This is a genomic window from Paenarthrobacter sp. 10N417 (genome assembly GCF_056394745.1).
The window spans coordinates 59,915-84,596 of sequence record NZ_JBFTIL010000004.1 but is presented as its reverse complement, the minus strand read 5'-3'; the positions used below and the strand labels follow the sequence as shown (position 1 = coordinate 84,596).

The window sequence follows — 24,682 nt, the reverse complement described above, 5'->3', positions numbered from 1 at the left end:
CTTTCTGTGGGCTTAGGAAAGGGCGTTGATGGCGTCGTGGATCGAGTCCACGCCGGCGTTGATGGTCTCCAGCGAGGTGGCGAAGGAGATCCGGAAGTAGGGTCCCAGGCCGTAGGCCGAGCCCTGGATGACGGCGACGCGGGCAGCGTCCAGCAGGTACAGCGTGAAGTCCTGGTCGTTCTCGATGACGTTGCCGTTGGGCGTGGTCTTGCCGATGACGCCCGAGCAGTTCACGTACGCGTAGAAGGCACCGTCCGCTGGAGCAACGGAAAGCCCAGTGATGGCGTTCAAACCCTCGACGGCGGCGTCCCGGCGTTTGCGGTACACCTCCACACTGTCGCGGACGAAGGATTGATCTCCGTTAAGCGCCGCCGTTGCTGCGGCCTGGCTGATGGACGACGGGCATGAGGAGGTCTGCGATTGCAGTTTGTTCATGGCCGCGATCAAAGGGGCCGGGCCTACGCCGTAGCCTAAGCGCCAGCCGGTCATTGCATAGGCCTTGGAGACGCCGTTGACCAGGAGGATCCGGTCCTTGAGCGCCGGCACCGCGGTAACCAGGCTGGTGACACGGCCATCGCCGAAGTGGATTTCGTCGTAGATCTCGTCAGTGAGAATGAAAACGTGCGGGTGCTCCTCCAGGACCGCCCCCAGTGCCTGGAGTTCCTCGCGGGAATACACGGCGCCGGTCGGGTTGGACGGCGCGTTGAGGATAAGCCACCTGGTCTTGGGGGTAATGGCTTTTTCCAGGGCGCCCGGGGTCAGTTTGAAGCCTGTCTCTTCCCCGCACGGCACGATCACCGGGGTGCCGTCATTGGCCAGGACCATGTCCGGGTAGGAAACCCAGTACGGTGCCGGGACGATCACTTCATCGCCAGCGTTGAGCGAGGCCATCAGCGCAACGTAGAGGACCTGCTTGGCACCGCCGCCGATAGTCAGCTGGTTCGGCTCGTAGTGGTGGCCAGTGTGGTTCTCGATCTTACCCAGGATGGCCGCCTGCAACTCCGGTGTCCCCGTCACCGAGGTGTACTTGGTCTCGCCGGCCTTGATCGCCTCGATGGCCGCGGCCTTGATGTGCTCAGGGGTGTCAAAGTCCGGCTCGCCGACGGTCAGGTCGATGATCGGGATGCCTTCAGCCTTCAGTTCTCGGACGCGGGCAGCGGCCGCAACGCTGGCTGAGGACTTGATGCGGATGACCCTCGACGCCGGCAGGTACTCGGACATGTCTCCTCCAGGAATGTGGAACCCAGGACACGCGGATTCGCGCATCCCCTTTTTCGAGACTAGGGATCCGGAAGCGCTATGGATAAGACCTAATGTGCGTGGATCAATAAGGGACTCTTATGACACCTGGACCTGGACAGGGATGAATGCGCCCTTTGACGTGTTTTCTCGCGTGCAGGGGTTGCTTCCATGCGCTTTGCTTATGGGTTCACGCGGTATTGGTATTTCCGCGGCTCGGTGAAGGCCGGCCTCAGTTTGACCTCGAGCATCTCGGCCAGGACGTCCAGGGGCTGGGTGATATCGCCCAGCACATGGGCCTCGTCCGCCTCCAAGTCCTCCAGCGCGGCGAACTGGGAGTCCAGCAGTGCGCGCGGCATGAACTCGTGGGAACGCGCCTCCATCCGCGCACCGATTGTTGCCGGAGTGCCGGCGAGGTGGACGAAGACAACGTCCGGTGCATAACTGCGCAGGAGGTCCCTGTACCGGCGCTTCAGTGCGGAGCAGGCAACAACCGGCGCGACTCCCGTGCCGCCGTCGTCCTTACCTGCAAGCAACTCCCCCAGCCGGGCAAGCCACGGCTCCCGGTCCGTGTCCGTCAGCGGAACCCCGGCGGCCATCTTTTGCTTGTTGGCTGCAGGGTGGAAATCATCCCCGTCAAAGAACGGCATGCCCAGCCGCTGCCCCAGGAGGGCTCCGACGGTGGACTTTCCGCAGCCGGACACACCCATCACTACCAAGGGAGGCAGATGCCCGCTCACTGGGCATCCCCGGGTTCCCCGAAGCTGAGGAGGACTTTGCCGGAGCTGGTAGAGTCCTTGGCGACCTCGAAGGCGCGCAGGGCGTCGGACAGGGGGTACTCATGGGTGATGACGGGCTCCATGTGCAGGGACCCGTCCGCGAGGGCCGCGATCACCTGGTCGATTTCGTCGTTGAACCGGAATGAACCTTTGAGGTCAAGTTCGCGGGTGATGACCAGCGAGATAGGCACCGGCTGCATGCCGGTCGGCAGCAGGCCCACCATCACCACGGTGCCGCCGCGTACAGCGCCCTGGATCGCGGAGGCCAGCCCGTGGTGGTTTCCGGACGATTCGATCACGACGTCGGCCTCGACTGCGGCGATGGCTGCGGTGTCGGCGGCGTTGATGACGTCGTCGGCGCCTACGGCCTTGGCGATCTGCAGTGGTTTGGGGTGCAGGTCGACGGCGGTGATCCGGGCGGCGCCGGCACGTTTAAGGACGGCGACGGCCAGAGCGCCGATAGGTCCGGAGCCGATCACCAGCGCCGTTTTCCCGCGGACGTCACCGGCGCGGGATACTGCGTGCCAAGCCACGGACGCGGGTTCGATCAGGGCCGCGGTGCGCAGGTCCATGCCCTCGGGCAGGGCCCGCAGCATCCGCACCGGCAGGGTCACGTACCTGCTGAACGCGCCGTCCGTGTGGGGATAGCGGGCGGCGCTGCCCAGGTAGGTGCAGCCCGGGGAGAGGTTGGGCCGGTCCGCCGGATACTTGGCCGCGCCTGGGCCGGGTGTGGCGGGGTGGACTGCGACGGCGGTCCCGGCCTGTGGTCCCGACCCGTCGGCAGCGGCACGCACCACGGTGCCGGAAATTTCATGGCCCAGCACCAGTGGGGCCTTCAGGATGGACTCTCCCGCCGCGCCGTGCAGCCAGTAATGCAGGTCCGAGCCGCAAATTCCGCCGTACCGGACCTCAACCACTGCCTCGTCCGCGGCGGGTTCAGGCAGCGGGACCTCATCGATCCGGAGGTCGCCAGCGGCGTGGGCCACCAGCGCCGGGCCGGTGGCGGGCAGTTCTTCCAGGCCTGCGTCCAAGTGCGTATTCAGAGTCATCAGACCACCACTGTCATCCCACCATCAACGAAGATGGTCTGTCCGTTCATGAAGTTCGAGCCATCCGAGGCCAGCCACACCACGGGTCCGGCGAGGTCCTGGACGGTGCCCCAGCGGTGGGCGGGGGTCCGGCCCAGGATCCAGGAGTTGAAGGCCTCATCATCAACGAGGTTCTGCGTCATCTCGGTGTGGATGTAGCCCGGCGCGATCGCGTTGATCTGCAGCCCGGAGGCAGCCCACTCTGCCGTCATGGCGCGGGTGAGGTTCCGTAGCCCGCCCTTGGCCGCAATGTACGGGGCGATGGTTGGACGGGCCAGGTCCGTTTGGACGGAGCAGATGTTGATGATCTTGCCCCGGCCCCGTTCGATCATGTGCCGGGCAGCCTCGCGGCCCACCAGGAACGCGCTGGTCAGGTCCGTTGTGAGCACGCGTTCCCAGTCAGCCACGTCCAGGTCAAGCATCGGGACGCGGTGCTGGATCCCCGCATTGTTGACCAGGATCTCCAGCGGGCCCACGTTCTCTTCGATCCAGCGGATGCTGCGGGCGGCCGCGCCGTCGTCAGTCACGTCGAAGGCTATGCTGTGGACCCGGCCCGGCGGGAACTCCGCCGCCATGGCAGCGGCTGCTTCCTTGAGCCGTTCCTCATTGACGCCGTTGAGCACTACCGTTGCTCCGGCGTCCGCCAACGCCCGTGCAAGCGCCGAACCGATGCCCCTGCTGGAACCCGTCACCAGGGCAACACGGCCTGTCAAATCAAAAAGCGCGCTCATGCGAACGGTCCCGGCTGGACGAGGTTCGCCGGGGTTGCACCGGCGGCGAGGGCCTCAAGCTGGAGCTTCAGGAGCTTCAGGATCCGTGGTTCGAAGGCTGACGCATTACCGCCAATGTGAGGGGTGATGAGTGCGTTCTCCGCTGACCACAGCGGGTGATCTGCGGGCAACGGTTCGGGATCGACGACGTCGATGGCGCACTGCAGGCGGCCGGACACCACTTCCCGGGTCAGGGCGTCGGTGTCCACCACAGCGCCGCGGCCTACGTTAACCACGAGGGCGCCGTTCGGCAAGGCGGCCAGGACCTTCCGGCCCACCAGGTGGTGGGTCCTGTCGTTCAGCGGCAGGACCGAGACCAGGATGTCGTGGCCGGCAGCAAGCTCCACCAGTTCTTCCGGGCCGTGGACCTGTCCGTCCGCGTCCGTCCGGGCTGAGCTTCCCACCCGGGTCACGGTGACTTCGAAGGGCTCGAGCCGGCGGGCGAGTTCCTTGCCGATGCCGCCGATTCCCAGCAGCAGGATCTTCCGGTCGGCCAACGACTGGCGGCGCTGCGGCTTCCAGCTTGCAATCTGCTGGTCCCTGACAGCTTGGTCAATGCCGCGCAGCTTGGCCAGGATGAGTCCCACGGCCAGCTCGGCGGTGGCAGCTGCATGAACGCCCGAGGCGTTTGCCACTGCGGCGCCCGGGCCGGCAGCCTCGCGGACGCCGTCGTACCCTGTTGACTGAGTCTGCACGAACTTAAGGTCCGGGACCTTGGCCAGGGAACCCATCACTGCCCCCGCATCGATGTATGGCAGGATGACGCCGTCGATGCTACCCAACTCCTTCCCCGGCTCGTCCTTCATGTCCCAAACCACGCCCCGTAGTCCTTCGGGGAGGGGCGAGAGGTCAGCCAGGAGCTGGGGTTCGGGGAAACTGACGGTTCGTACTAACTGCATCTGAAGGGCCTATCGGTTGGAGGGTGGGAAGCTAGTTCCCCGCGTTTGGGCGGGGCGGGGCGGCTTTAGTCGGAGTCCCCGCGACGGTCGAACGTGAGGCCGCCGGGGACCTGAAATGTGGGCATGAGTTCCAGCATGCCCACATTCACGTGGCGTGGGGTTTCGATGGCGTAGTCCAGGGCGTTGACGATGTCGTCGGTGGTCAGTGACTCGTAGCCCTCGTAGTACGTTTGCCAGGCTTCTTCCATGGCCTCGGGGCTGCCGCCCATGTTGCGGCCGAAAATTTCTGTCTCCACCCGCCCCGGGCAGATCTCCGTGACACGGATCCGCTTGCCCACCGTGTCGTTTCGGAGTTGCCTGGAAATTTGGTGCACTGCGGCCTTGGTGGCGTGGTAGACGGTGTGTCCGTAGAAGTTGTAGGTGCCCGCGATGGAGCTGATGTTGATAACGTGGCCGAGGTCCCGCTCCACCATGCCGGGCAGGACCAGCCTGGTCAGATGCAGGAGCCCGCGGAGGTTGACGTCCACCAGTTCGTCGATGTCCTGCTCGGAGGAATCCAGGATGTTGCCCGGCCGGGACACGCCGGCGCAGTTGACCAAGACGTCCACTTTCAGGTCGCGGACGACGGCGGACAAGGCGGCTGTGTCGGTCAGGTCCACCACGTGCGGGACTGCTCCAGTGCGCTCGGCAAGCTCGGTGAGGCGTTCCTCGTTACGGGCCACCGCGTGGACGGTGAGGCCCCGCTTGGCCAGCCGTTCGGCGATGGCAGCGCCCATGCCTGTAGATGCTCCGGTGACGAGTGCGGTGGTGTAGTCGGAAAAGGGCATCGGTACTCCAAAGTGTAGAAGTCGGGCGGGCTCTTGTGTCGGGCAATGGGTGGATTCCAGAGCCCTGGGTTGGAACGGGTTGGGCGTCGCGCAGTGGTTCGTGGGACCCCCGCGGCAATAGGTTCGCTGCGTATCAGGCGGGCCAGCTCGACGGCGTCCGGATTGTCGCCGTTCAGCAGCACCGTGTCTGCCTTACTTGAGTGTGGCATCGGAATTGGACCCACACAAAGACGAATACGATATCTCCCTATAGGGAACAGTTATGACCTTCACCGGCGCTAATGACGCCGACCCTAAGGAACGTACGCGGCTCGTGTTTGACAAGTGTAAAAATGGTGCGGGCAATAAACCCTTTCCCTGCTTATGCAAAAAGCATCTAGCGCCATCAATCGGCAATGGCCAGGCGGGGATATAACGCATTGGTCATTGGAAAATCATCTGCAACTAAGCTATGCCCGGGACTCGGATCACACAAAGACGTAATGCGTGTCCCGCCCTAGCGCCAACGTATAACCCCGCATGCTGTGCCGTCCCCGCTGGAAAAGAGGGGCGTGGCAGCTTCAGGAGCGGCGCCTTCGGGCCGCGTCTCCATCGCGATCGCCCCCTATAGATTGCCCAAGTCAGCGGCGGACGCCCTGTTCCACGAGGAGGACTTCCGGGTCCTGAGGATCGTCGAGCCCGCAAGAAATGCTGCGGCGTAAATATTCACCGCTCCCCACCGTACCGTTCGAGGCATCATAAGCAGGCCTTAGAAGGTCACGCGCTTTAGTCTTATTCAGGGAATTGCGTGCGATCTAGGATAAAAGCCATAGAGGTTTCGCCCAAGGCGATACCGCGGCAATAAATCCCCTTGAAGCCCGGCCATGAAGAGATCACCAGCCTGCAGTACCGGAAGACGGCTGAAAGAAGAATCCAGCCAAGAGCCAGCACCGGTTCACATTGCCCCACCCACGGTTTTTGGCGTCCCGAGGACGGACCCGCCACCGAGCCCGTTTTCGTGTTCGAAGGAAGCATGATGCCTCCCGTCAGGCACGGCGCCACCATGTGGTACCTGGAGGACGCACAGGTGGGACCGCCCGCATACCTCCTGCCCGGCATGAACTGACTGGCTCATCGACTCTAAAGCGGCAAGAGGAAAGCCCGGAGTTCCGAAAGGAACCCCGGGCCTCTTGGCTTAACCGTGTCGAATGCTGGTATTTGCCCTCTGGGAGCGGTCCTAACGACAAGTACCCGGCAATCGATGGGGACGCGTGACTACGCGGTTGCTGTCACCAATGGCGTTTCCAAGGCCCATGACTGGCGGCGACTAGCGAGCAAGCGTAGCGTCTTTTGCAAGAGGCCGCCGCAAGCACGGTATCTGTTTGTAGGGCGCTTCGGTAAGTCGCGGAGGAGGCCAGAATGGCGGGGTGGAATGCGGATACGGCGGCCGGTCCACTAGGGGCTGGCTCTGTGACGTTGGTCGAGGGCTCATCCTTCTGTATTTCGTCATCCAACGGGGATATTCAGGCCGATCGTCCGCATGGCCTCTTCGTGGCCGACGTCAGGATCCTGTCAATCTGGCGCCTGACAGTGAATGGACAGGAGCTTGAACCACTCACAGCGGAGACAAAGGAGCCGTTCCGTGCCGCATTTGTTGCAAGGATCCCCCGGTCCGACAGTTACGCGGACAGCCCACTTATCGTGGAACGGCTGCGGGAAGTCGGGGCCGGCCTCCAGGAGCAGCTCACCGTCCACAACTACTCCCAGGAGCCTGCTGAGTGCCTCATCGTCCTGGAAATAGGGGCCGACTACGCGGACCTCTTCGAGGTGAAGGAGGCACGGATCCGTCGACGCTGGGAGGAAACACGAGAAGCCGACGACCGAACGCTAACCATTCGGGGCCGCTGGCAGGATGTCCGCAAGGGCACCGCTATCCACGTTCCCGGGGCCGGCATTTCCGGTAACACCCTCCAATATCGGGTGTCGGTACCCGCTCATGGGCAATGGAGCACAGTCCTGACCGTTCTGCCCCTCGACGATGGAAACCAGGCACTGGCTTTCACCCATTCCGAGGGGGATAGTCTGTCCCCCCGAGACCGCCGCCGACGGGAGTGGGTGGCGAAAATCCCCGTACTGCAGGTGACCAACCGCTCCGTGGAACGGACCCTGCGCCGCAGTTATGACGACCTCGGCGCTCTTCGAATCGAGGACCCCCACCATCCGGAGCGGGTTGTCGTCGCCGCCGGTGCACCCTGGTTCATGACCTTGTTCGGAAGGGACTCCTTGTGGGCCTCGGTAATGGCGATGCCGGTAGACCCGTCGCTCGCCTTGGGCACACTCCAGACCCTCGCCGACCGCCAGGGCGCCGTGGTGGACCCCATGACGGAAGAGGAACCGGGCAAGATCCTCCACGAGGTACGGCTCGATGTCTCCAGCGGCCTGTCCCTGGGCGGCAAATCGAACTACTACGGCAGGGTGGACGCCACTCCCCTGTTCCTGATGGTGCTGGGAGCCGTCAGCCGCTGGGGTTTCGCCGCGGACACCATCAAGGCCCTGCTGCCCCACGCAGACCGCGCACTGGACTGGATCGTGAACTACGGCGACAAGGACGGCGACGGCTTCGTCGAGTACCAGCGGCTCAACGACCAAGGACTGCTCAACCAGGGCTGGAAGGACTCCTGGGACGGCATCAACTTTGCCGACGGCACCCTGGCCGAGCCTCCAATCGCGCTTTGCGAGGTCCAGGCCTACGTGTACGTCGCCTACCTGTCACGGGCATGGCTGGCCTACGACGCCGGTGACATGGCCTTGGGCAACGACCTCACCGAACGCGCTGCCCGGCTGAAGAAGCAGTTCAACGAGCAATTCTGGATCCCCGAGCGCGGGTACTACGCCATCGCACTCGACGGCAGGAAACGGCAGGTCGATGCCTGCGCCTCAAACATGGGGCACTGCCTGCTCCAGGGCCTGATCGACGAAGACAAAGCCCCGCAAGTCGCCGCGCACCTGATGTCACCGGAAATGTTCAGCGGCTGGGGCGTACGCACCCTGGCCAGCAACATGGGCGCCTACAACCCGGCCAGTTACCACAACGGGTCCGCCTGGCCCCACGATAACGCCATCATCGCCGCCGGGCTCCTCCGGTACGGCTTCGTCGCCGAAGCCCAAAGAATTGCCGGCGGGATGATGGACGCGGCCGAGTTCTCCGACGGGCGCCTCCCGGAACTGTTCTGCGGCTTCAGCCGTGACCACCTCGCCGCTCCCGTTCCGTACCCCACAGCTTGCTCGCCCCAGGCGTGGGCAGCCACCGCACCCATCCAGATCGTGTCCAGCTTGATGCGTTATGACCCGGTCGTGTCAGCCGGTGGAGTTTGGCTTGATCCCGTGCTCCCCGAGTCCTTCGGGGACCTGCACATCTCCAACGCCCCGCTTGGCAACGGCCGCATCACCATCGACATTGCCGGCTCCGTCCCGTCCATCAAGGGACTACCCCCGGGGATCGTCCTTCACCGGGGCCACCGACCATGGATGTCCGAACTGGTTGAGGAGGCGGTACGGCGTCGTGAAAACGCCCGCCCAACGTCAAACCCTCTACGTTAAAGGTCCAGTTCATTCACCAGTGCACGCTGCAATAGACCCTCTGTCCAGGGACCACATGGCTGATAACCCATCCTCACCTGGAAAGGAGCGCCCACTCTTGTTCAAAGGTCTCCGATTCTTCGACTCCATGCCATAAGGAATCGCTATGTAGGGACACAAAAGAGGACTTTGTGTGACCCACACCGCAAACGTTAACTTGATTCCTGAGGCCATTCAGCAAAGCCGTAATCACGACTTGCGAGAGAGCTCACAGCAGGACTAGCCGGACATTCCACTCGAGATCTCCTTTTCCCAGAGTCCAGGTGTAGCGGCAGCCGGTGTTCACCCATCGCCAACGGAGACCAAATGACTGAAACCATACTTCCGAAGAAGACCCCGGTCAGGGCAGCAGTCGCGGCCTGGATCGGCACGACGCTGGAGTACTACGACTTCGCCGTGTACGGCACCTCGTCCGCGTTGATTCTGAACGTCCTCTTTTTCTCGCCCGATCTACCCCAGGGCATCAGCGTGCTGCTCGCCATGATCACCTTCGCGGTCGGCTACGCGGTGCGCCCCCTCGGCTCTCTCATCTTGGGACCAATGGGCGACCGCCGCGGCCGCAAATTCGTCATGATGATCACACTGTTCGGCATCGGCGGTTGCACGTTCCTTATCGGCTGCCTGCCCACGTACGCCCAGATCGGTCCTCTTGCTCCGATCCTGCTCGTGCTGATCCGCGTCATCCAAGGGCTGTGCCTTTCCGGCGAGCAGCCCAGTGCCATCACTATGAGCCTGGAGCACGCTTCCGAGGGCCGACGCGGTTTCCTCGCGAGCTTCACCACGTTGGGCTCCTCCTCAGGAACGCTGCTCACCCTGCTGGTCTTCATTCCTGTCGCCGCTATGCCCTCGGAGCAGTTGCTGACCTGGGGTTGGCGGCTTCCGTTCTGGGCCTCCGCCGTCGTCGTCGTCGCTGCATACCTGATCCGCCGCCACATCCAGGAGCCCCCCGAGTTCGTAAAGGTCCAGGCCGCCAAGGTGAACGTCGCCCCCCTCAGGCACCTTCTGCGCTTCCACTGGCGCGCGGTGCTGCGGATCGTGTTCTGTGCGCTCATCGCGGGCACAAGCTACATGATGCAAACCTTCTCGGTTGCATTCGGGACCGCCGGATACAAGCTAGATAAGCCGACCATGCTTCTGACGACCACAGTCTCGGCAGTGATCGCCCTCGGAATCACCCCCCTGGCAGGATTCCTTGTGGACAAGATCGGCCGCAAAACGATGTTCCTCATCGCAACGGGCGGTGTAGGCGTCACAATGATGCCGTACCTGTGGTCAATCACGACCGGCAACTGGTCGCTGATCTTCCTGTTTGGCATCATCAATTACTCCCTCTTCTACTCAATGGTTAACGCGTCCTGGCCCTCGTTCTTCGCAGAGATGTTCCCCGGCCGACTGCGCGTCTCCGGACTCGCCCTTGGCACCCAGATCGGCTTCGCCATCTCGGGCGTCATCGGCCCCGTTCTCTCGACAGCACTCGCTGGCCCCGATCTGAAAGATTGGGTTGGGCCGTCCATGGTCGCGCTCGGGTTCATGGTCCTGGCAGGAATTTCAGCCCTCAGCGCCAAGGAGACCAAAAAGTACACGCTCAAGGAACTCGACGAGGTCCAGCAGGGCGAGCGGGAGACGGCCGTCCTCACGGCCGCGACCGTTTCCCCGGGCACAGCTACCCCCGGCCTCGCCGGTTAGCCTGGCATAGGCAAGTGACGAGTAGTTTCCGCTGACTCGACCGCGCAACAGCACAACCACGATCGGGGCGACCGCTGGTCAATAGGCCAGCGGTCGCCCCGCGAGGTGGACGCGGGGAGTTATCGCACCAAAATCACTACCGACTACACCAACGCACTTAGCCGCGGTCAGCGCAAAGCATCGTCCTTTCCTAGGAGAAACAACGCCCCCACTGACTTCACAATCGCCCTCTCGACCGTTGCCTCGACTTGTATCAGAGGCCGTGGTTTCGGGACCGCATTGCCGAGGCGGCCCGGCCGCCCCCCAGTCTCTACCGGGAACTCGTCGAGCAACTCGGCTGGACCCCGCATCGCCTCGCCGATTGGATGAGTGAGACGCTCCAGCACCACCTGCTTCGAACAAGAGACTGGTGTAAGGACCTGTCCAGGAGTCGGGTCCGCCCCGGTCAATCATCGTCTGCACTACCGAGCGCGTGGGTGCCTGGACCTGGCGCAGCCACTCCGATGAATGGCTGCGAGGGCCCAGAAACGCAGCCAGGTCGATGCTGTCAGGGCCGACCCGTACTGGTGCAGCTACCGCCTGCTCGCGGGGGATCGGGATGCAGTTGCGGTACGTCTGGCGCCGCGGGCTTGTCCTAGGGCAGGATCGTTGCCATGACACAGATGCTCCCCGCCCCGCGTCTGCTTGCGGACGGCTTCGCGATGATTGAGTCCGGACGTTGGCACGAAGGCCGYCTSTGGTTCGCTCACTGGGGTGCCGGTGAGGTGTTGGCCGTSGACCTCCTRGGCCAAACTGAAGTCATGGCATCCGGACCGACGAGGATGGGCTGGGCCATCGACTGGTTGCCCGACGGCGGTTTGCTGGTCTCCGGCGAGGATCTGRCCCTGGTGCGGCCAGACGGCTCCACSGACAGGTACAGCGAGCAGGGAGGCAACGAGGTCATCGTCGRYCCGGCCGGCCASGTCTACGTAAACGGGGCCGACTTCGACTTYGCCGGGGGCGCGGAACCCACRCCGGGGTGGATCCGCTTGGTCGCTCCAGACGGCACCACTCGCGAGGTAGCCGGCGAYATCGAGTTCCCCAACGGCATGGTCGTGACTCCTGACGGATCGACGCTCGTGGTCGCCGAGTCCTTCGCCGGTCGAYTATCGGCCTTCGACATCGGGCGCGACGGCTCCCTGTCCGGGCGCCGCAATTGGGCAGAGGGCCTTGGACCCGACGGCATCTGCATYGACGCCGCCGGCGGTATCTGGTCCCAGACGGCTGACACTTTCGCGCACACCCGCGTCGAGGGCGCGCCCGCTGGAGCAGTCGTCCGGGTGCTCGACGGCGGCGAGATCACCCATCGGATCGAGACTGACGTACCGTGCTTCTCATGCGCGCTCGGCGGGCCGCAGGGTCGGCACTTGTTCCTGCTCTGCAACGAGTTCGAGGGAGTCGACCAGCTCAGGGCGGTGCAGGAGCGGCGCAGCGCCCGGATCTACGTGGCTGAGCTGCCGAGCTGACCGGCGCCTGAATCACTGCGCGGATGCTAAGGATACGGATGGTTACTTCATCAACCGGGGCGAACCAATGCCCGACGTACCTTCCTGGACGCTTTTCGCCCAGATGCTACTCGCTGCCAGAGTGTATGAATAAATAACAGCAATTTCGGCGCGGCCCATCTCACCTTCAAATAGCGCTGTAAAAACACCGCCACTTATCGCCGAAAGTCACAGTCGCAGGCACTGTGGCGCTTACGGCCGGCTCCCCTTGTGAGACTCACCCTCGTTCAACTTAGGCGGGGACTACGAAAACGCGAACGAGGGTGGACTTGAGCTAGGAAGATCGCATGAGGCGCGAGACGAGGTCGCGCCAGGAGTCAGTGAGCCGCTTGGGCGAGATGCCGTGCACGCGCACGTCGTTAACAATCCGTTCCGGGTCCAGCGCGGAAAGCAGCGACATCGCCATGACCCAAGGATCGGCGATACCGGCCTCACGCAGGAGGACCTCGATATGTCGGTGCGCAAGGACAGTGGCCGGCACGTCAAAGCGATTGCGGGCATTGGTTGCGGCCGCTTTCAGGAGCTCGCCATTTTCCAGGACGAAGTAGATGCGGCCCTCACCGTAGGCCATCAGGCGTTCGCTGGGTGCGGCGCCCGGGCCCAAGGGTGGTGGACCAAACATGAAACCGCGCTGGAATTCAGATTCAGAGTCGCTCAGGAGGGTCATCATCAGGCCGGCCCTGCTACCGAAGCGACGGAACACGGTCCCCTTGCCAACGTTGGCCTTGCAGGCGAGCGCGTCCATGGTGAGTGCTTCCACACCGAACTCGTCAACCAGCTCGCGGGCAGCGCAAAGGAGCCGCTCGCGGTTCCGGGCGGCGTCACTGCGCTCATGAGGCGGGCCAAAAGGCACGTCCGGCTGGATTGGGATCGAGCTCACAAAAAACATTCTAGACCCGGGAATAGAAAACGGACCACGGTCCGTTTAGTATCAGTGAAGGTCCAAACACTTACAAAGGAGACACCATGTCAAAGAGCACCGTTCTTACCCTCGTCGGCAGCCTCCGCGCTGATTCCCACAACAAGAAGCTCGCCGAAGCCATCCAGCTGAACGCGCCCGAGAACGTAGACGTCCAGATCCACGATTCCCTGGGCAGCATCCCGTTCTACAACGAGGACATCGACGTCGAAGGCCAGGTTCCCGCTGAAGCTGCGGCCCTGCGTGCTGCCGCAGCCAACGCCGACACCCTTCTCCTCGTCACCCCCGAGCACAACGGCACCATGCCCGCATCACTGAAGAACGCCATCGACTGGCTGTCCCGCCCGTACGGCGCTGGCGCCCTCACCGGCAAGCCGACCGCCGTCGTCGGAACCGCTTTCGGCCAGTTCGGCGGAGTCTGGGCACAGGACGAGGCCCGCAAGGCTGTTGGCATCGCCGGCGCCAAGGTCCTTGACGACGTCAAGCTGGCCGTCCCGGGTTCCATGATCCGCTTCGCTGAGCTGCACCCGAAGGACGACGCCGAGGTTGTTGAGCAGATCAAGGCCATCTTCGAGCCCCTGACTGCCGTTCAGGAAGAAGAAGCAGCAGCCTAGTCTTTTCGCTTTCAATGCCCCCGCTCCGATCCCTGCGAACCCGCAGGTCGGCGCGGGGGCATTTGCGTTTCCGGTGTCCACGTTTCGGCGCCTGGTGGATGCAGCGTGATCAACTCTTGTCCGAACCGTCACCGTAGCGGCATTTTGCTGCAGGTCGCACGGGCCTAACGTTGAACTACAGGTGGACGGACAGGAGCGTGGGGCTGTCATGCGTGCCGGGCGGAGACCAACAAGTACGACGGCGATCCCGGCTGCCTGCCTCGTGCTGGGTCTGCTGCTGGCTGGCTGTACTTCGGCCCCAGGGACCCTGCCCTCCGCCGGGGATACGTCATCTGCTCCAGTGGTGGGCCCATCCGGTTCGGTGGGTGATGCTGCGGCGGATGGGGCTTCGGACGCTCCGTCTTCGACATCCACGGCAACGGGAAGCGGCGCTGCGACTCGTCCGGATGCACTCGCCACTCCCTCAAGCATTTCCGGCTCCGGTGGTGCTGGCTCCGGCTCCGGTGACGGCGGCACGGCAGTGGCCGCAACGCCTGGGCCGAGTGCCGGCGTCGAGCCTTTACCCGTCGACACGCCAAGCCCTTCACCGACGGCTGTTGCTCCCGTTGCGCGGGCTGCGACCGTGCCCCAGGACCTGAATTTGGGGCCGGCTGTCTACTACGTTGCCGTTGACGACGGGGGCGCCAGAGGTGTTCGCTTCGGATGCAACGACAGCCTGGTGCCTGTCCGCGGCGCACTGGCACCCGGTGACCCTTTGACGGTGGCGCTCAGCCGATTGCTGGAAGCTGGCATGCCCTTGGACACCGGCGCGGGCCTCTACGATTCACTGGCTAATTCCTCGTTGCACTTTGTGTCCGGCTACGTCAGCGGGGCAACAGTGGTGGTGAACCTGGGGGGCACGCTGCAGCCCGGTGGAGTGTGCGACATCCCGCGCATCGAGGCACAGTTGACGCACACCATCGTCTCCGCCAGCGGGGCATCCCGGGCCGAAATTTACGTCAATGGCAAGACTTTGGCTGAGGCGCTGAGCCTGCGTTAGCGCGTCGGACCCTCCGCGGGACACATACGTTGTCAACCCGCTTAATCGTTGCTGGCCAGCAACGGAACAGCGGGGCAGGAACTTAGCTGGAATTGCTGAGGTTTCAGGGCCGCGGCTCAGGCCGTTGCGATGGCCAGTACCCGCCGCAGCGCCCACGCCACACGGACCAGTGCCAAGACGGACGCGAAGGTGAGAACGAAGACAACCGCCTCCGGAATCCAGAGGCCCCTGGGACCAGCGCCCTCCAACACCACGGTGACGAGGGCAGCCACCACCAGCAGGCCTAGCCCCGGGATGGCGAACAGGAACACTTCTCCGATTTGGCGACGATGAAAGGCGGTGAGCTTCTCCAAGGGAAGCTCGCGCTGCCCAGGCGCCGCCTTTTTGCCGAGCACGTTGATGAGCATGGAGACGCTGGTGAGCGTGAGGCCAGCGGTAGCGCCAGCCAAAGTAGCAAGGGTCTGGAACAGGGTTCGACGGGCACCCGGATCGACGCCCTCCAGCATCAACGGCTGCTTCAAGAGCCACCCCAAGCCAAGCCAGATCAGCACAGCCAAAATCGCCCACGCATAGTCTGCCGGCGGATGGAGCAGAAACCACCTCCAGACCGTCCGGCGGCGGCCGGTGTGCTCGATGTCAACCTCGTACAAGCTCATGATCCGCGCTGCCTTCTGAGCCCTGGGCTGACTTCCCATCCGCAGGTTTCACGCTGGCCGGTTCCGCCTTTGTGGGTTCTTCCTTTGAAGCGGCCGCGGCCAGAGCCTCACGCACTGCTGCCATTCCACCTGCGACGATGTCCGGCACAGAGACCGAATCTGCGGAGCCTCTGATGTCCGGCAGTGTGAGGGCGAAGAAGGCCTCGTTACCCCTGGCCTGTTTACTGAGGATGGCAATGGCCTCGGCAGTGGACTTTCGGGGATCGTTGAAGACATCCGGGTCCACTTCGATGTGGGAGACGAAACGCTCCTTGAGCAGATCAATCACTTCGCGGTCGCCGGTCAGGGAGTCCTTGCCCTCGGCCACGACGTAGTCGAAGTGCTCAACTGATCCCGCCCTACGGAAGAGATCAATGAGCTGCTGGATGCGCTCCCGGATCCGCTGCTTGTCCTCGGCCCTTCCTGAACGGCCCACACTGAGGGAAATCCGGAAGGTTCCCTGGTTCATCAAGCGTGAGGCACTGTCCAGAACGTCAGCCCATTCACCCTCCATCAATTTTTCGGAGAGGCGTTCAGCGGGAAGCGCGAACTCGAAGCGACTCACCTCAAGCCTGCTGAGGATCTCCTCGATGTCCTCACGGACCACCGGGACCAATCCGAGCTCAAGCCCCAACATGCCTTCGAGGTACTCTCCCATCCTCGACGCCCGAGGACCATTGCCGCTGGTCAACACGGCGATGACGTTCCGCTTCAGGAAGGCAAAGTAGGTGGTTTCCAGGAGGTGGTCGCCCGGCGCCAACGGGAGGGGTTTGCGGCGTCCAAGTGCATCCCCGACGCTGGGCAGGTTGGTGTCGCGCACCCGGTCCAGGAGGATTACTGGATGAGGTGAGAATGCTGCCGTTTGCGCCAGCAACACCGTGCCGTCCGCCCCGATGAAATGCCGCTCGGTCCCAGCCTCTTGGGCCTTCTTGAGTACCTCGGCCACCCGGCGCGCTGGAAACGGAGAGCGCAGATCATCGCCATTCAGTTGCTCAATGCGCCAGAACTGCACACTGCGTCTTGCCATCCGCCCTCCTCCCGTGCCTAGGGTCTTTGCTGCTGATTCCAAGCTAATGGTGGGGTCCGACATTAAAGCCAGGTTCCGCCGTCGTGCGCTTTCATCTGCCGCAAACCGCGCGACTTACGGCCGGTACTTGGGTCCCTGGGCGAAGAGCGCATCCATCTCGTCGTGGCTGCGGGTGCCTGCCAATCCCGCCCAGTTTCCGTCCCCCAGGATCTCTTTCGCCACCCGCGCGACTTTTGCATAGGCAGCTTTCGCCGTATTTCCGCCGATGCTGACCCGCCGTATGCCGGCGTCGTGAAGTTCCAGCGGCGATGGCGCACCTACTCCCGCAAGAGCATTCAGAGGTGCGGGGATCTTGCTGGAGAGTTCGTGCAGGACGTGAAGGTCCACGACTCCGGGAACGAAGATGCCGTCCGCGCCCGCCGTAAGGTAGGACTCAGCACGGTGCAGGGTCTCTTCGTAGGCGCTATCCGCATACTGTCCCGAGAGGTAGGTGTCGGTTCGGGCATTGATGAACAACGGGATTCCGCGCTCGTCCGCCACGGCACGGATCAAAGCGATTCGCCGCGATTGTTCGTTGATTTCCGTGAGTGGCTCTGCAGCCGAGTCCTCAATGTTGATGCCAACCGCTCCTGCATCCAGCACTCCGTGCACGGTGGCCCGCAGTTCGTCGTCCGTGCGACCGTATCCAGTTTCGATGTCGGCAGTTACCGGCAGTTTGGTTGCCCCTACCACCCGCCCCAGCGCCGCCATCGCCAACCCCCACGGCACGTGGTCGCCGTCCCGGAAGCCCAGGCTCCAGGAAACCGCCGAACTCGAAGTGGCTATCGCCGTCGCGCCAGCCTCCTGCACCACTCGGGCGGAGGCGGCATCCCAGACATTCACCAGGACCAGCGGCGTGGGCCCGGCATCGTGAAGCTTGTGGAAGAGTTCGGCCTTGGTCACGGATCCCCGGTGCAGTGTCATAGCTACATTCCAGCCCCTGGCGTTCCCGGCGTAAAGGAAACACCGCAAACCGGCGCGTTCTTGAAAACATATGTTGCCTAATTAGCAACCTTCGGGGGTATCCTGTCACTGTGACCCACGAAACATTGGATGCCGGCACCAAGCTGCCCGCTGAAGCCATCGACGCCATTGAGCGGGCCGCTACGGCTGCCGCCCACCCACACGAGGAGCTGTTCTCCGCGCGGGCCGCCAACATCAAGCAGTCCGCTGTACGCGACGTCTTCGATATCTCCATGCGGCCTGGTCTTGTCTCGCTCGCAGGCGGCAACCCATACCTGCAATCGCTGCCGCTGGAAAAGCTTGGCCAGACCGCGGCCAGGATCATCGCCGAAGACGGGATGACCGCCCTGCAATACGGCGGTGGCCAAGGGACCGCGGAACTGCGCCAACAAATCTGCGAGATCATGGCAGCAGAGGGCATCATGGACGCCCAGCCTGAGAACATCGTGATTACTGCAGGTTCCCAGTCAGCGCAGGATGTGGCCACCAAGGTCTTCTGCAATCCCGGCGACGTTGTCCTCGTCGAAAACCCCACCTACGTTGGGGCCCTGAATACCTTCGAGGCTTACCAAGTGCAGGTGGAGCCGGTCGAAATGGACGACGACGGGTTGGTACCTGAACTCCTCGAGGCCAGGATCGCGGCGCTTCAGGCGGAGGGCAAAAACATCAAGTTCCTCTATACGATTCCCAATTTCAACAATCCCTCGGGCATTACCCTGGCTAAAGCACGCAGGCAGCGGATCGTAGATATATGCCGCAAGGCGAATATCATCGTTTTGGAGGACAATCCCTACGGCCTGCTGCGGTTTGACGGTCACCCAATCGCCCCGATGCGGGCTGCAAATCCAGACGACGTCATCTACCTGGGCTCCTTCTCCAAGATCTTCGCGCCGGGTCTTCGCATTGGCTGGGCCTTGGTGCCGGCCCACCTGCAGCGTCGTTTCTACCTGGCCTCCGAAGCAGTCACGCTTTGCCCACCGCCCCTGAACCAGATGCTTGTATCCGCATATTTGCGTGACTACGACTGGTGGGGACAAATCGAAACGTACCGTGGCCTCTACGCAGAACGCTGCAAAGCCCTTCTCACCGCCTTGGACGAATACATGCCGGCAGGGCTTTCGTGGACACGTCCCGATGGTGGATTCTTCGTCTGGGTTACATTGCCGCAAGGCGTGGACACCTACCCCTTGCTGAAAAAGGCCATCGATGCGGGGGTTGTCTTCATTCCCGGCGCAGCTTTCTCGCCGGCAGACGGACCCTCCAACAAGCTGCGCCTGGCCTTCAGTGCTGTACCGCCGGATACGATTGCCGAAGGCGTACGTCGTCTGGCCCCTGTTCTCGCAGAGGCCATCAAAGCCACCACTGAAGGAGCAGCACTATGACCGGGGTTGTCATTGTAGGAGTAGACGGCAGCGAGACGGCGATGAGGGCGGCCAAGGCTGCCCAGCAACTGGCCATCGGGATTGGAGCCAGTCTTCGCGTGGTGAGCGCTTTCGACAGCAACAAGACCGAGGTGGTTGAGATCGGGACGGACAAGTGGATCGTGTCAGACGCTGCCGAAGCCGAAGCCGTCGCCCGCACCGTCGCGGAGCGCCTGTCTGATGACCGCCTTGAGGTCACGTACTCGGCGGCCCGCGGCAAGCCCGGTGAAGCCTTGGTCAAGGAAGCAGAAATGCTCGAAGCACGGTTGATCGTGGTGGGCAACCGGCGCATGCAAGGCCTGGGTCGTGTCCTTGGCAGCGTAGCCAACACTGTGGCCCACAACGCTCCTTGCGATGTCTATATCGCCAAGACCGACCAACCATAAGCGACCTGAATCACGCCGCCGGGTGGGGAGGCTCACCCGGCTTTTGGCGTGATTTAGGCCTGGCCCCAGAAGTCATCGTTATAAAATTGAGATGCCCCCAATGGCGTGAGCCATCCTCCATCAACTGACTTCAGGGGACTTCACTTGCTTACTTTGCAGCCGCGCCAGCGCGTCGGACACGACATCCTGCTTGCCCGCCACGGCAACAGCATCAGCACGATGCGTTTTGACCGCGCGAATGACCGCATCATCGCAATGCTCGACGACGGTTCCTGGGACAGCGCGCCAAACATGATTTCCCCTAGCTTGACCATGCCGGAAACTTTCGGCAGCATCATGCGCAAGGACTGGCGGTTCCTCTCGATTGCCTGCGTCGCAATGATCACCTTCGCGGCCATGGCTATGGGCATCAGCGCGGAGATGGCAAACCACATGTCCACCACGGAACTTCAGGCGTTGCTGGTTAATTACCCCGCGTTCTAAGCGGGGCCGCCGCCCTTGCAGCAGGCCTCGGAGGCCCGCCCCGCCGCGAACGGCCTGCCCTCAGAGCATCCATTCCTGCAGCAGCCACCAAGACCCTGCGATGACGATGCCGCCGAACAAAGAACCGGCGACGACTTGCCCGAGCGTATGGGCCCGCAGAACCACGCGCGACCATCCAATGGCCGGCACTATGCCCAACAGGGGCAGCCAGGCGGGCCCGAACATCAACACCACGATGACCGCAGCGGCAGCGACTGCCGAAGTGTGCCCGCTCATTTTCCAAAAAGCGCTCACGACCGCCAGAACGGCAATGCCTCCGATCAGGGCGACGATCATCAGCGAAACGCTTTCCGGACCCTTAATCAGCTGCAGGACCACGAGGCCTGCCAGCACGGAAATCAAGGCAAGCAGCAGCAACGCGGGCCGCTGACGACGGTCGCTGACATGATGATCGGTGATTCTGCCCAGACGGATCATCACCAGCACGTATGCCAACGGCAGGACGCAAACGAAGAGGGCTCCCAGCAGCCCGAAACCCATCGTCCCGGGAAACCCGGGTTCGATAGCCGGACTGATCAACAGTAGAGCCGTCACTACGATCGGCGGCTGAAAGGCTTCCGTTAGAACCCGGGCGACGGTGCGCCAGGGTCCTGACAGCAACTGGTGTCCTGACCGCAACTGGTGTCCTGACAGCAACTGGGCAGGCACGTGACCAGCCTCGTCAGCGGCCACAGCGGTGTTCGGCCCTTTGCTCGCATTGGTGGCGGCCAGGCGATCAGTCAAGCAACAATGCCGGTTCTTCAAGAATGGCAGCTACGTCCGCCATAAAGCGGGCCGAGAGGTCGCCGTCAACCACCCTGTGGTCAAAGGACCCACCCAGCGTGGTGATCCACCGCGGAATCACTTCCCCGTCCAGGACCCATGGCTTCTGCTTGATGGTTCCAAACGCAATGATGGCAACCTCGCCCGGGTTGATGATGGGCGTTCCCGTATCGATGCCAAGCGCACCGATGTTGGTGATGGTCAGGCTGCCGCCCTGCATCTCGGCAGGCTGCGTCTTGCCCGCCCGGGCCTTCGTGGCTAGATCGTTGAGGGCGAGGGCCAACTCCTTCAGGGAGAGATCCTGGGCGTCCTTGATATTGGGCACCATCAAGCCACGCGGTGTTGCAGCTGCAATACCCAGGTTCATGAAGTGCTTGACCTGGATCTCCGCACCGCCGTTGCCATCAGCGTTATCTACCCATGTGGCGTTGACACTCGGGTTCCGCGCGGCGGCCCAAATGACGGCCTTGGCCAAAATAAGCAGCGGGGATACCTTGATGCCCTCGAAGTCCCGTGAAACCTTGAGCCGCTTGACGAACTCCATGGTCCGGCTCGCGTCGACGTCAACAAAGATGCTGACGTGCGGTGCCGTGAACGCGGACTCCACCATGGCCTTGGCGGTCGCCTTACGCACACCCTTAACAGGTACGCGCTCGATCCTCTGGTCCTGCGGCTTCTTGGAAGCACCCCAGAACGACTCCGCCTGATCAAGCTCAGCGTCACGCTGCGCCTGATAGCTGACCAGGTCCTCGCGGGTCACCTCGCCCCGCTGTCCTGTGGCTACGACATCTGCAAGGTCAATGCCAAGATCGCGGGCGAACTTCCGCACCGGCGGCTTTGCCAGGACCTTGTTGACGAGCCCGCTGATGGTACCGCTGATGGCGGCACCGCGTGATGCTGCGGTCTGGGGCGTCGAAACACCTGGGGCTGAAGCTCCTGGTGCTGCGCCTTCTGGCGCTGTTACTTCTGACGCTTGGGTAACGGGCGCTTGGGTGACCGGCGATTGGGTGACCGGCACGACGGCGGTGCGTGCCGACGTCGGGCGTTGAGGCATCGGCACCTGGGCTGCTTGGGCAGCCAGAACCGCTTGATGGTCCTGGACTGTACCTTCGGCATTTTCGGCGACCGTAGTTGCCTCGCCAGTACCGGCTGGACGCTTCCGCGCACGGCGCTTCACGGAGTCGGCCTTAGGGCCGGAACCCACCAGCGGTCCGCCTGCCGGCCCGTTCTCGCCACTGTCGGTATCAACAGGAAGCTTGCCGTAGAGCGGAGCCTCGACGGCGGGAGTCGCCGCCGGAGCCTGCGTCACCGGCGCTGCGTCCCCGGGCTGGTTGTCCGAAACCGCGATGATTGCGGTGCCAACCTCCACGGTGATGCCTTCTTCGACCAACAACTCGGTGACCGTGCCGGCGAAGGGCGAGGGGAGCTCAACGAGCGACTTTGCCGTCTCGATCTCGCACAGTACGTCATTTATGGCAACGGTGTCGCCGGGCTTGACCTTCCAAGCCACTACCTCAGCCTCGGTCAGGCCTTCGCCGACGTCCGGCAGGTTGAATTTCTTTACAGTCACAGTGGTCCTCGATTTCCGTCTGCCCGGCTGTTAGGCCGGACTGGATCAGGGCGGTTTAGTAAGCCAGGGAGCGGTCGAGCGCTTCGAGGATCTTGTCGATGTCCGGCAAGTAATCCTCTTCAACCTTGGCCACGGGATACGGCATGTGGAAACYGCCAACACGGATCACAGGGGCTTCAAGGTGCAGGAACGCCCGTTCGCTGACGCGGGCGGCAATCTCACCGCCAATGCCGCCGAACGTGGGGGCTTCGTGGGCGACGATCAGCCGGCCGGTCTTCTTGACCGACGCCTCAATGGTGTCGAAGTCCACGGGCGAGATGGAGCGGAGGTCGATGACCTCAATGCTGCGTCCATCCTCAATTGCAGCATTTGCTGCAGCGAGGGCAACCGGAACCAACGGCCCGTAAGCCACAATCGTGGCGTCCGTACCTTCACGGACCACATGTGCCCTGAACGGGTCTTCTGACAGGCCGGCATTCTCAACATCCACCTCGCCCTTGAGCCAGTAGCGGCGCTTGGGTTCGAAGAAGATCACAGGGTCCTGGCACTCAACGGCTTTCTGGATCATCCAGTAAGCGTCGTGGGCGTTGGACGGCGAAATGATACGGAGGCCGGCAGTGTGGGCGAACAACGCTTCCGGGGATTCGGAGTGGTGCTCGATGGAACCAATGCCGCCCCCGTAAGGGATTCGAATGACCACAGGAACAGTGAGGCGGCCATGGCTGCGGGCATGGATCTTGGCCAACTGCGTGGTGATCTGGTTGAAGGCAGGATAGACGAAGCCATCGAACTGGATTTCGCACACCGGCAAGTAGCCACGCAAAGCGAGGCCAATCGCGGTACCAACAATGCCGGACTCTGCCAGAGGGCTATCGACGACGCGGTCCGCCCCGAATTCCTTGATCAGGCCATCCGTCACCCGATAAACACCACCCAGGTGCCCGATGTCCTCGCCCATCAACAGGGACTTGGGGTTGCTCTTCAGCGTTGCGCGGAGACCTTCGTTGATGGCCTTTGCAATGGTCATGGTTGCCATCAGTTAGCTGCCTCCTGGTCGGTTTCAAAGCCTGCCGAGTATTCCTCGAACCACGCCTGCTCCTCTGCAATCAGCGGGTGTGCTTCGACATAGACATTGGCGAAGGAATCGCGGATGTCCGGCACCTCAAGGCCATGCGTGGTGCTGCGGACATACTTGGCCAGCTCATCACCGTCGGCTTGCACCTGCTCGAAGAAGGCTTCATCGGCGAGCCCTTCAGTCCGCAGGTATTTCTCCAAACGCTCCAGCGGATCCTTCGCACGCCATGCGGTCTCTTCGGCCAATTCGCGGTACTTGGTGGGGTCGTCAGCTGTGGTGTGCGCACCGACACGGTAGGTGTACGCCTCGATAAGTACAGGGCCGCGGCCCTCACGGGCATGCTCCAAGGCCCATTCAGTGACGGCATGGACGGCAATGACGTCGTTGCCATCCACACGGATTCCCGGGAATCCATAACCCTTGGCGCGGTTGGCCAACGGGACCTTGGTCTGGACTTCGGTAGGCACGGAGATGGCCCAGTGGTTGTTCTGGCAGAAGAAGACAACCGGGGCGTCGTACGAGGCAGCGAAAACCATTGATTCGTGGACGTCCCCTTCGGAGCTGGCGCCGTCACCGAAGTAGGCAACCACTGCAGCCTTGGGATCGTTGGAACCATCGGCAACCGCGAGCTTCTGGTCACGCTGGATGCCCATGGCGTAGCCCACTGCGTGAAGCGTCTGCGCGGCGAGGACCAAGGTGTAGAGGTGGAAGTTGTTCCCCCGCGGGTCCCAGCCTCCGTTGGAGACTCCGCGGAACTGCTTCAACAATTCAGCAAGGTCGACGTTGCGCACCAATGCGACACCGTGTTCACGGTAAGTGGGGAAAATGTAGTCCTGGGGCTGGCTGGCGTGGGCCGAGCCGATCTGGGCGGCCTCTTGACCGGTCAGCGGCACCCACAAAGCGAGTTCGCCTTGGCGCTGCAGCGCGGTGGCCTCCTGGTCAAAACGGCGAATCCTGGCCATGTCGGCATAAAAGACGCGGAGCTTTTCGGGGTCTATCCGCTTGGCATAGTCAGAGAAGACGGGGTCGGTGCCTAGCTTTCCGTCAGGGCCGAGCAACTGGACCATCTCTACGGGTTCACCCGAGGCAGCTACAGCCGCTGAGGTTGCCGCCAGAGTTTCATCGGTCCCGGGGGGCAGTTGTGTCGAGCCCATTCCGTCTCCTTGCTTGCCGCAGCTA

24 protein-coding genes are annotated in these 24,682 nt (G+C 62.9%); 10 read left to right on the top strand and 14 right to left on the bottom strand.

Annotation, left to right across the window (positions count from 1 at the left end; translation table 11 throughout):
- Positions 1-12 precede the first annotated feature (12 nt).
- The 6 genes from AC1DCM_RS06380 to AC1DCM_RS06355 form a co-directional block, all read right to left on the bottom strand.
- On the bottom strand, positions 13-1,221 hold the full coding sequence (locus AC1DCM_RS06380; protein WP_477517704.1) for an aspartate transaminase: 1,209 nt from the start codon (positions 1,219-1,221) through the stop codon (positions 13-15).
- A gap of 200 nt (positions 1,222-1,421) precedes the next feature.
- Entirely contained in the window at positions 1,422-1,979 is a 558-nt protein-coding gene (locus tag AC1DCM_RS06375; protein ID WP_477517703.1) for a gluconokinase, read from the bottom strand.
- On the bottom strand, positions 1,976-3,067 hold the full coding sequence (locus AC1DCM_RS06370) for an L-idonate 5-dehydrogenase (protein WP_477517702.1): 1,092 nt from the start codon (positions 3,065-3,067) through the stop codon (positions 1,976-1,978). Before AC1DCM_RS06370 ends, AC1DCM_RS06375 begins: the two co-directional genes overlap by 4 nt.
- Positions 3,067-3,837: an SDR family oxidoreductase gene (locus AC1DCM_RS06365; protein ID WP_477517701.1), complete on the bottom strand. Its 771-nt coding sequence runs from the start codon at positions 3,835-3,837 to the stop codon at positions 3,067-3,069. Before AC1DCM_RS06365 ends, AC1DCM_RS06370 begins: the two co-directional genes overlap by 1 nt.
- Positions 3,834-4,775 (bottom strand): 2-hydroxyacid dehydrogenase, encoded by a 942-nt coding sequence (locus AC1DCM_RS06360; RefSeq protein WP_477517700.1) that lies wholly within the window; start codon positions 4,773-4,775, stop codon positions 3,834-3,836. The genes AC1DCM_RS06365 and AC1DCM_RS06360 overlap by 4 nt, the downstream gene beginning before the upstream one ends.
- Before the next feature lie 65 nt (positions 4,776-4,840).
- Positions 4,841-5,602: an SDR family oxidoreductase gene (locus tag AC1DCM_RS06355; RefSeq protein WP_477517699.1), complete on the bottom strand. Its 762-nt coding sequence runs from the start codon at positions 5,600-5,602 to the stop codon at positions 4,841-4,843.
- A 551-nt stretch (positions 5,603-6,153) separates the two neighbouring features.
- Between AC1DCM_RS06355 and AC1DCM_RS06350 the strand changes: the two genes are divergently transcribed.
- From AC1DCM_RS06350 to AC1DCM_RS06330, 5 genes are all read left to right on the top strand, one after another.
- Positions 6,154-6,303 (top strand): hypothetical protein, encoded by a 150-nt coding sequence (locus tag AC1DCM_RS06350; protein ID WP_477517698.1) that lies wholly within the window; start codon positions 6,154-6,156, stop codon positions 6,301-6,303.
- Between the two features lie 697 nt (positions 6,304-7,000).
- Positions 7,001-9,181, top strand: coding sequence for an amylo-alpha-1,6-glucosidase (locus AC1DCM_RS06345; RefSeq protein WP_477517697.1), 2,181 nt, complete (start codon positions 7,001-7,003; stop codon positions 9,179-9,181).
- Positions 9,182-9,526: 345 nt separating this feature from the next.
- Positions 9,527-10,906: an MFS transporter gene (locus AC1DCM_RS06340; protein WP_477517696.1), complete on the top strand. Its 1,380-nt coding sequence runs from the start codon at positions 9,527-9,529 to the stop codon at positions 10,904-10,906.
- A gap of 653 nt (positions 10,907-11,559) precedes the next feature.
- Positions 11,560-12,411 (top strand): SMP-30/gluconolactonase/LRE family protein, encoded by an 852-nt coding sequence (locus AC1DCM_RS06335; RefSeq protein WP_477517695.1) that lies wholly within the window; start codon positions 11,560-11,562, stop codon positions 12,409-12,411.
- On the top strand, positions 12,395-12,544 hold the full coding sequence (locus AC1DCM_RS06330; RefSeq protein ID WP_477517820.1) for a DUF7660 family protein: 150 nt from the start codon (positions 12,395-12,397) through the stop codon (positions 12,542-12,544). Before AC1DCM_RS06335 ends, AC1DCM_RS06330 begins: the two co-directional genes overlap by 17 nt.
- Positions 12,545-12,724: 180 nt before the next feature.
- Here AC1DCM_RS06330 and AC1DCM_RS06325 read toward each other — a convergent pair whose 3' ends face one another.
- On the bottom strand, positions 12,725-13,330 hold the full coding sequence (locus tag AC1DCM_RS06325) for a TetR/AcrR family transcriptional regulator (RefSeq protein WP_442019330.1): 606 nt from the start codon (positions 13,328-13,330) through the stop codon (positions 12,725-12,727).
- Positions 13,331-13,416: 86 nt separating this feature from the next.
- On the opposite strand from AC1DCM_RS06325, the gene AC1DCM_RS06320 reads away from it, so the two are divergent.
- Both AC1DCM_RS06320 and AC1DCM_RS06315 read left to right on the top strand, forming a co-directional pair.
- Positions 13,417-13,983: an NAD(P)H-dependent oxidoreductase gene (locus AC1DCM_RS06320; protein ID WP_477517694.1), complete on the top strand. Its 567-nt coding sequence runs from the start codon at positions 13,417-13,419 to the stop codon at positions 13,981-13,983.
- Positions 13,984-14,164: 181 nt separating this feature from the next.
- Entirely contained in the window at positions 14,165-15,022 is an 858-nt protein-coding gene (locus AC1DCM_RS06315) for a GerMN domain-containing protein (RefSeq protein WP_477517693.1), read from the top strand.
- Positions 15,023-15,138: 116 nt separating this feature from the next.
- Here the strand turns inward: AC1DCM_RS06315 and AC1DCM_RS06310 are convergent, their stop codons facing one another.
- The 3 genes from AC1DCM_RS06310 to AC1DCM_RS06300 all read right to left on the bottom strand — a co-directional run bounded on the left by AC1DCM_RS06310 (position 15,139) and on the right by AC1DCM_RS06300 (position 17,707).
- Positions 15,139-15,678, bottom strand: a complete 540-nt coding sequence (locus tag AC1DCM_RS06310) for a hypothetical protein (protein WP_477517692.1) — start codon at positions 15,676-15,678, stop codon at positions 15,139-15,141.
- Positions 15,659-16,744 carry a hypothetical protein gene (locus AC1DCM_RS06305; RefSeq protein WP_477517691.1) on the bottom strand — a complete coding sequence of 362 codons (1,086 nt, stop codon included), beginning with the start codon at positions 16,742-16,744 and terminating at the stop codon, positions 15,659-15,661. Before AC1DCM_RS06305 ends, AC1DCM_RS06310 begins: the two co-directional genes overlap by 20 nt.
- Before the next feature lie 114 nt (positions 16,745-16,858).
- The gene (locus AC1DCM_RS06300) at positions 16,859-17,707 is read right to left on the bottom strand and encodes an isocitrate lyase/PEP mutase family protein (RefSeq protein WP_477517690.1); all 849 of its coding nucleotides are present in this window, start codon (positions 17,705-17,707) and stop codon (positions 16,859-16,861) included.
- A gap of 110 nt (positions 17,708-17,817) precedes the next feature.
- Between AC1DCM_RS06300 and AC1DCM_RS06295 the strand changes: the two genes are divergently transcribed.
- The 3 genes from AC1DCM_RS06295 (at position 17,818) to AC1DCM_RS06285 (ending at position 20,036) form a co-directional block, all read left to right on the top strand.
- Positions 17,818-19,128 (top strand): aminotransferase-like domain-containing protein, encoded by a 1,311-nt coding sequence (locus AC1DCM_RS06295; RefSeq protein WP_477517689.1) that lies wholly within the window; start codon positions 17,818-17,820, stop codon positions 19,126-19,128.
- Positions 19,125-19,553 carry a universal stress protein gene (locus AC1DCM_RS06290; protein WP_431117086.1) on the top strand — a complete coding sequence of 143 codons (429 nt, stop codon included), beginning with the start codon at positions 19,125-19,127 and terminating at the stop codon, positions 19,551-19,553. Before AC1DCM_RS06295 ends, AC1DCM_RS06290 begins: the two co-directional genes overlap by 4 nt.
- 144 nt (positions 19,554-19,697) lie before the next feature.
- Positions 19,698-20,036, top strand: coding sequence for a hypothetical protein (locus AC1DCM_RS06285; protein ID WP_477517688.1), 339 nt, complete (start codon positions 19,698-19,700; stop codon positions 20,034-20,036).
- Between the two features lie 60 nt (positions 20,037-20,096).
- Here AC1DCM_RS06285 and AC1DCM_RS06280 read toward each other — a convergent pair whose 3' ends face one another.
- The 4 genes from AC1DCM_RS06280 to pdhA form a co-directional block, all read right to left on the bottom strand.
- Entirely contained in the window at positions 20,097-20,693 is a 597-nt protein-coding gene (locus AC1DCM_RS06280) for a phosphatase PAP2 family protein (protein ID WP_477517819.1), read from the bottom strand.
- 118 nt (positions 20,694-20,811) lie between these two features.
- Entirely contained in the window at positions 20,812-22,428 is a 1,617-nt protein-coding gene (locus tag AC1DCM_RS06275) for a dihydrolipoamide acetyltransferase family protein (protein ID WP_477517687.1), read from the bottom strand.
- 55 nt (positions 22,429-22,483) lie between these two features.
- Positions 22,484-23,464, bottom strand: coding sequence for an alpha-ketoacid dehydrogenase subunit beta (locus AC1DCM_RS06270; RefSeq protein ID WP_477517686.1), 981 nt, complete (start codon positions 23,462-23,464; stop codon positions 22,484-22,486).
- Complete coding sequence (gene pdhA / locus AC1DCM_RS06265) at positions 23,464-24,657, bottom strand: pyruvate dehydrogenase (acetyl-transferring) E1 component subunit alpha (RefSeq protein ID WP_477517685.1); 1,194 nt, start codon at positions 24,655-24,657, stop codon at positions 23,464-23,466. The genes AC1DCM_RS06270 and pdhA overlap by 1 nt, the downstream gene beginning before the upstream one ends.
- Positions 24,658-24,682 lie beyond the last annotated feature (25 nt).

What these genes read in the sequence shown, in the direction of transcription:
- AC1DCM_RS06380 (WP_477517704.1), bottom strand. Translation starts at nt 1,221, where the DNA reads ATGTCCGAGTACCTGCCGGCGTCGAGGGTCATCCGCATCAAGTCCTCA.
- AC1DCM_RS06290 (WP_431117086.1), top strand. Translation starts at nt 19,125, where the DNA reads ATGACCGGGGTTGTCATTGTAGGAGTAGACGGCAGCGAGACGGCGATG.
- AC1DCM_RS06345 (WP_477517697.1), top strand. Translation starts at nt 7,001, where the DNA reads ATGGCGGGGTGGAATGCGGATACGGCGGCCGGTCCACTAGGGGCTGGC.
- AC1DCM_RS06370 (WP_477517702.1), bottom strand. Translation starts at nt 3,067, where the DNA reads ATGACTCTGAATACGCACTTGGACGCAGGCCTGGAAGAACTGCCCGCC.
- AC1DCM_RS06340 (WP_477517696.1), top strand. Translation starts at nt 9,527, where the DNA reads ATGACTGAAACCATACTTCCGAAGAAGACCCCGGTCAGGGCAGCAGTC.
- AC1DCM_RS06360 (WP_477517700.1), bottom strand. Translation starts at nt 4,775, where the DNA reads ATGCAGTTAGTACGAACCGTCAGTTTCCCCGAACCCCAGCTCCTGGCT.
- AC1DCM_RS06305 (WP_477517691.1), bottom strand. Translation starts at nt 16,744, where the DNA reads ATGGCAAGACGCAGTGTGCAGTTCTGGCGCATTGAGCAACTGAATGGC.
- AC1DCM_RS06300 (WP_477517690.1), bottom strand. Translation starts at nt 17,707, where the DNA reads ATGACACTGCACCGGGGATCCGTGACCAAGGCCGAACTCTTCCACAAG.
- pdhA (WP_477517685.1), bottom strand. Translation starts at nt 24,657, where the DNA reads ATGGGCTCGACACAACTGCCCCCCGGGACCGATGAAACTCTGGCGGCA.
- AC1DCM_RS06310 (WP_477517692.1), bottom strand. Translation starts at nt 15,678, where the DNA reads ATGAGCTTGTACGAGGTTGACATCGAGCACACCGGCCGCCGCCGGACG.
- AC1DCM_RS06320 (WP_477517694.1), top strand. Translation starts at nt 13,417, where the DNA reads ATGTCAAAGAGCACCGTTCTTACCCTCGTCGGCAGCCTCCGCGCTGAT.
- AC1DCM_RS06355 (WP_477517699.1), bottom strand. Translation starts at nt 5,602, where the DNA reads ATGCCCTTTTCCGACTACACCACCGCACTCGTCACCGGAGCATCTACA.
- AC1DCM_RS06365 (WP_477517701.1), bottom strand. Translation starts at nt 3,837, where the DNA reads ATGAGCGCGCTTTTTGATTTGACAGGCCGTGTTGCCCTGGTGACGGGT.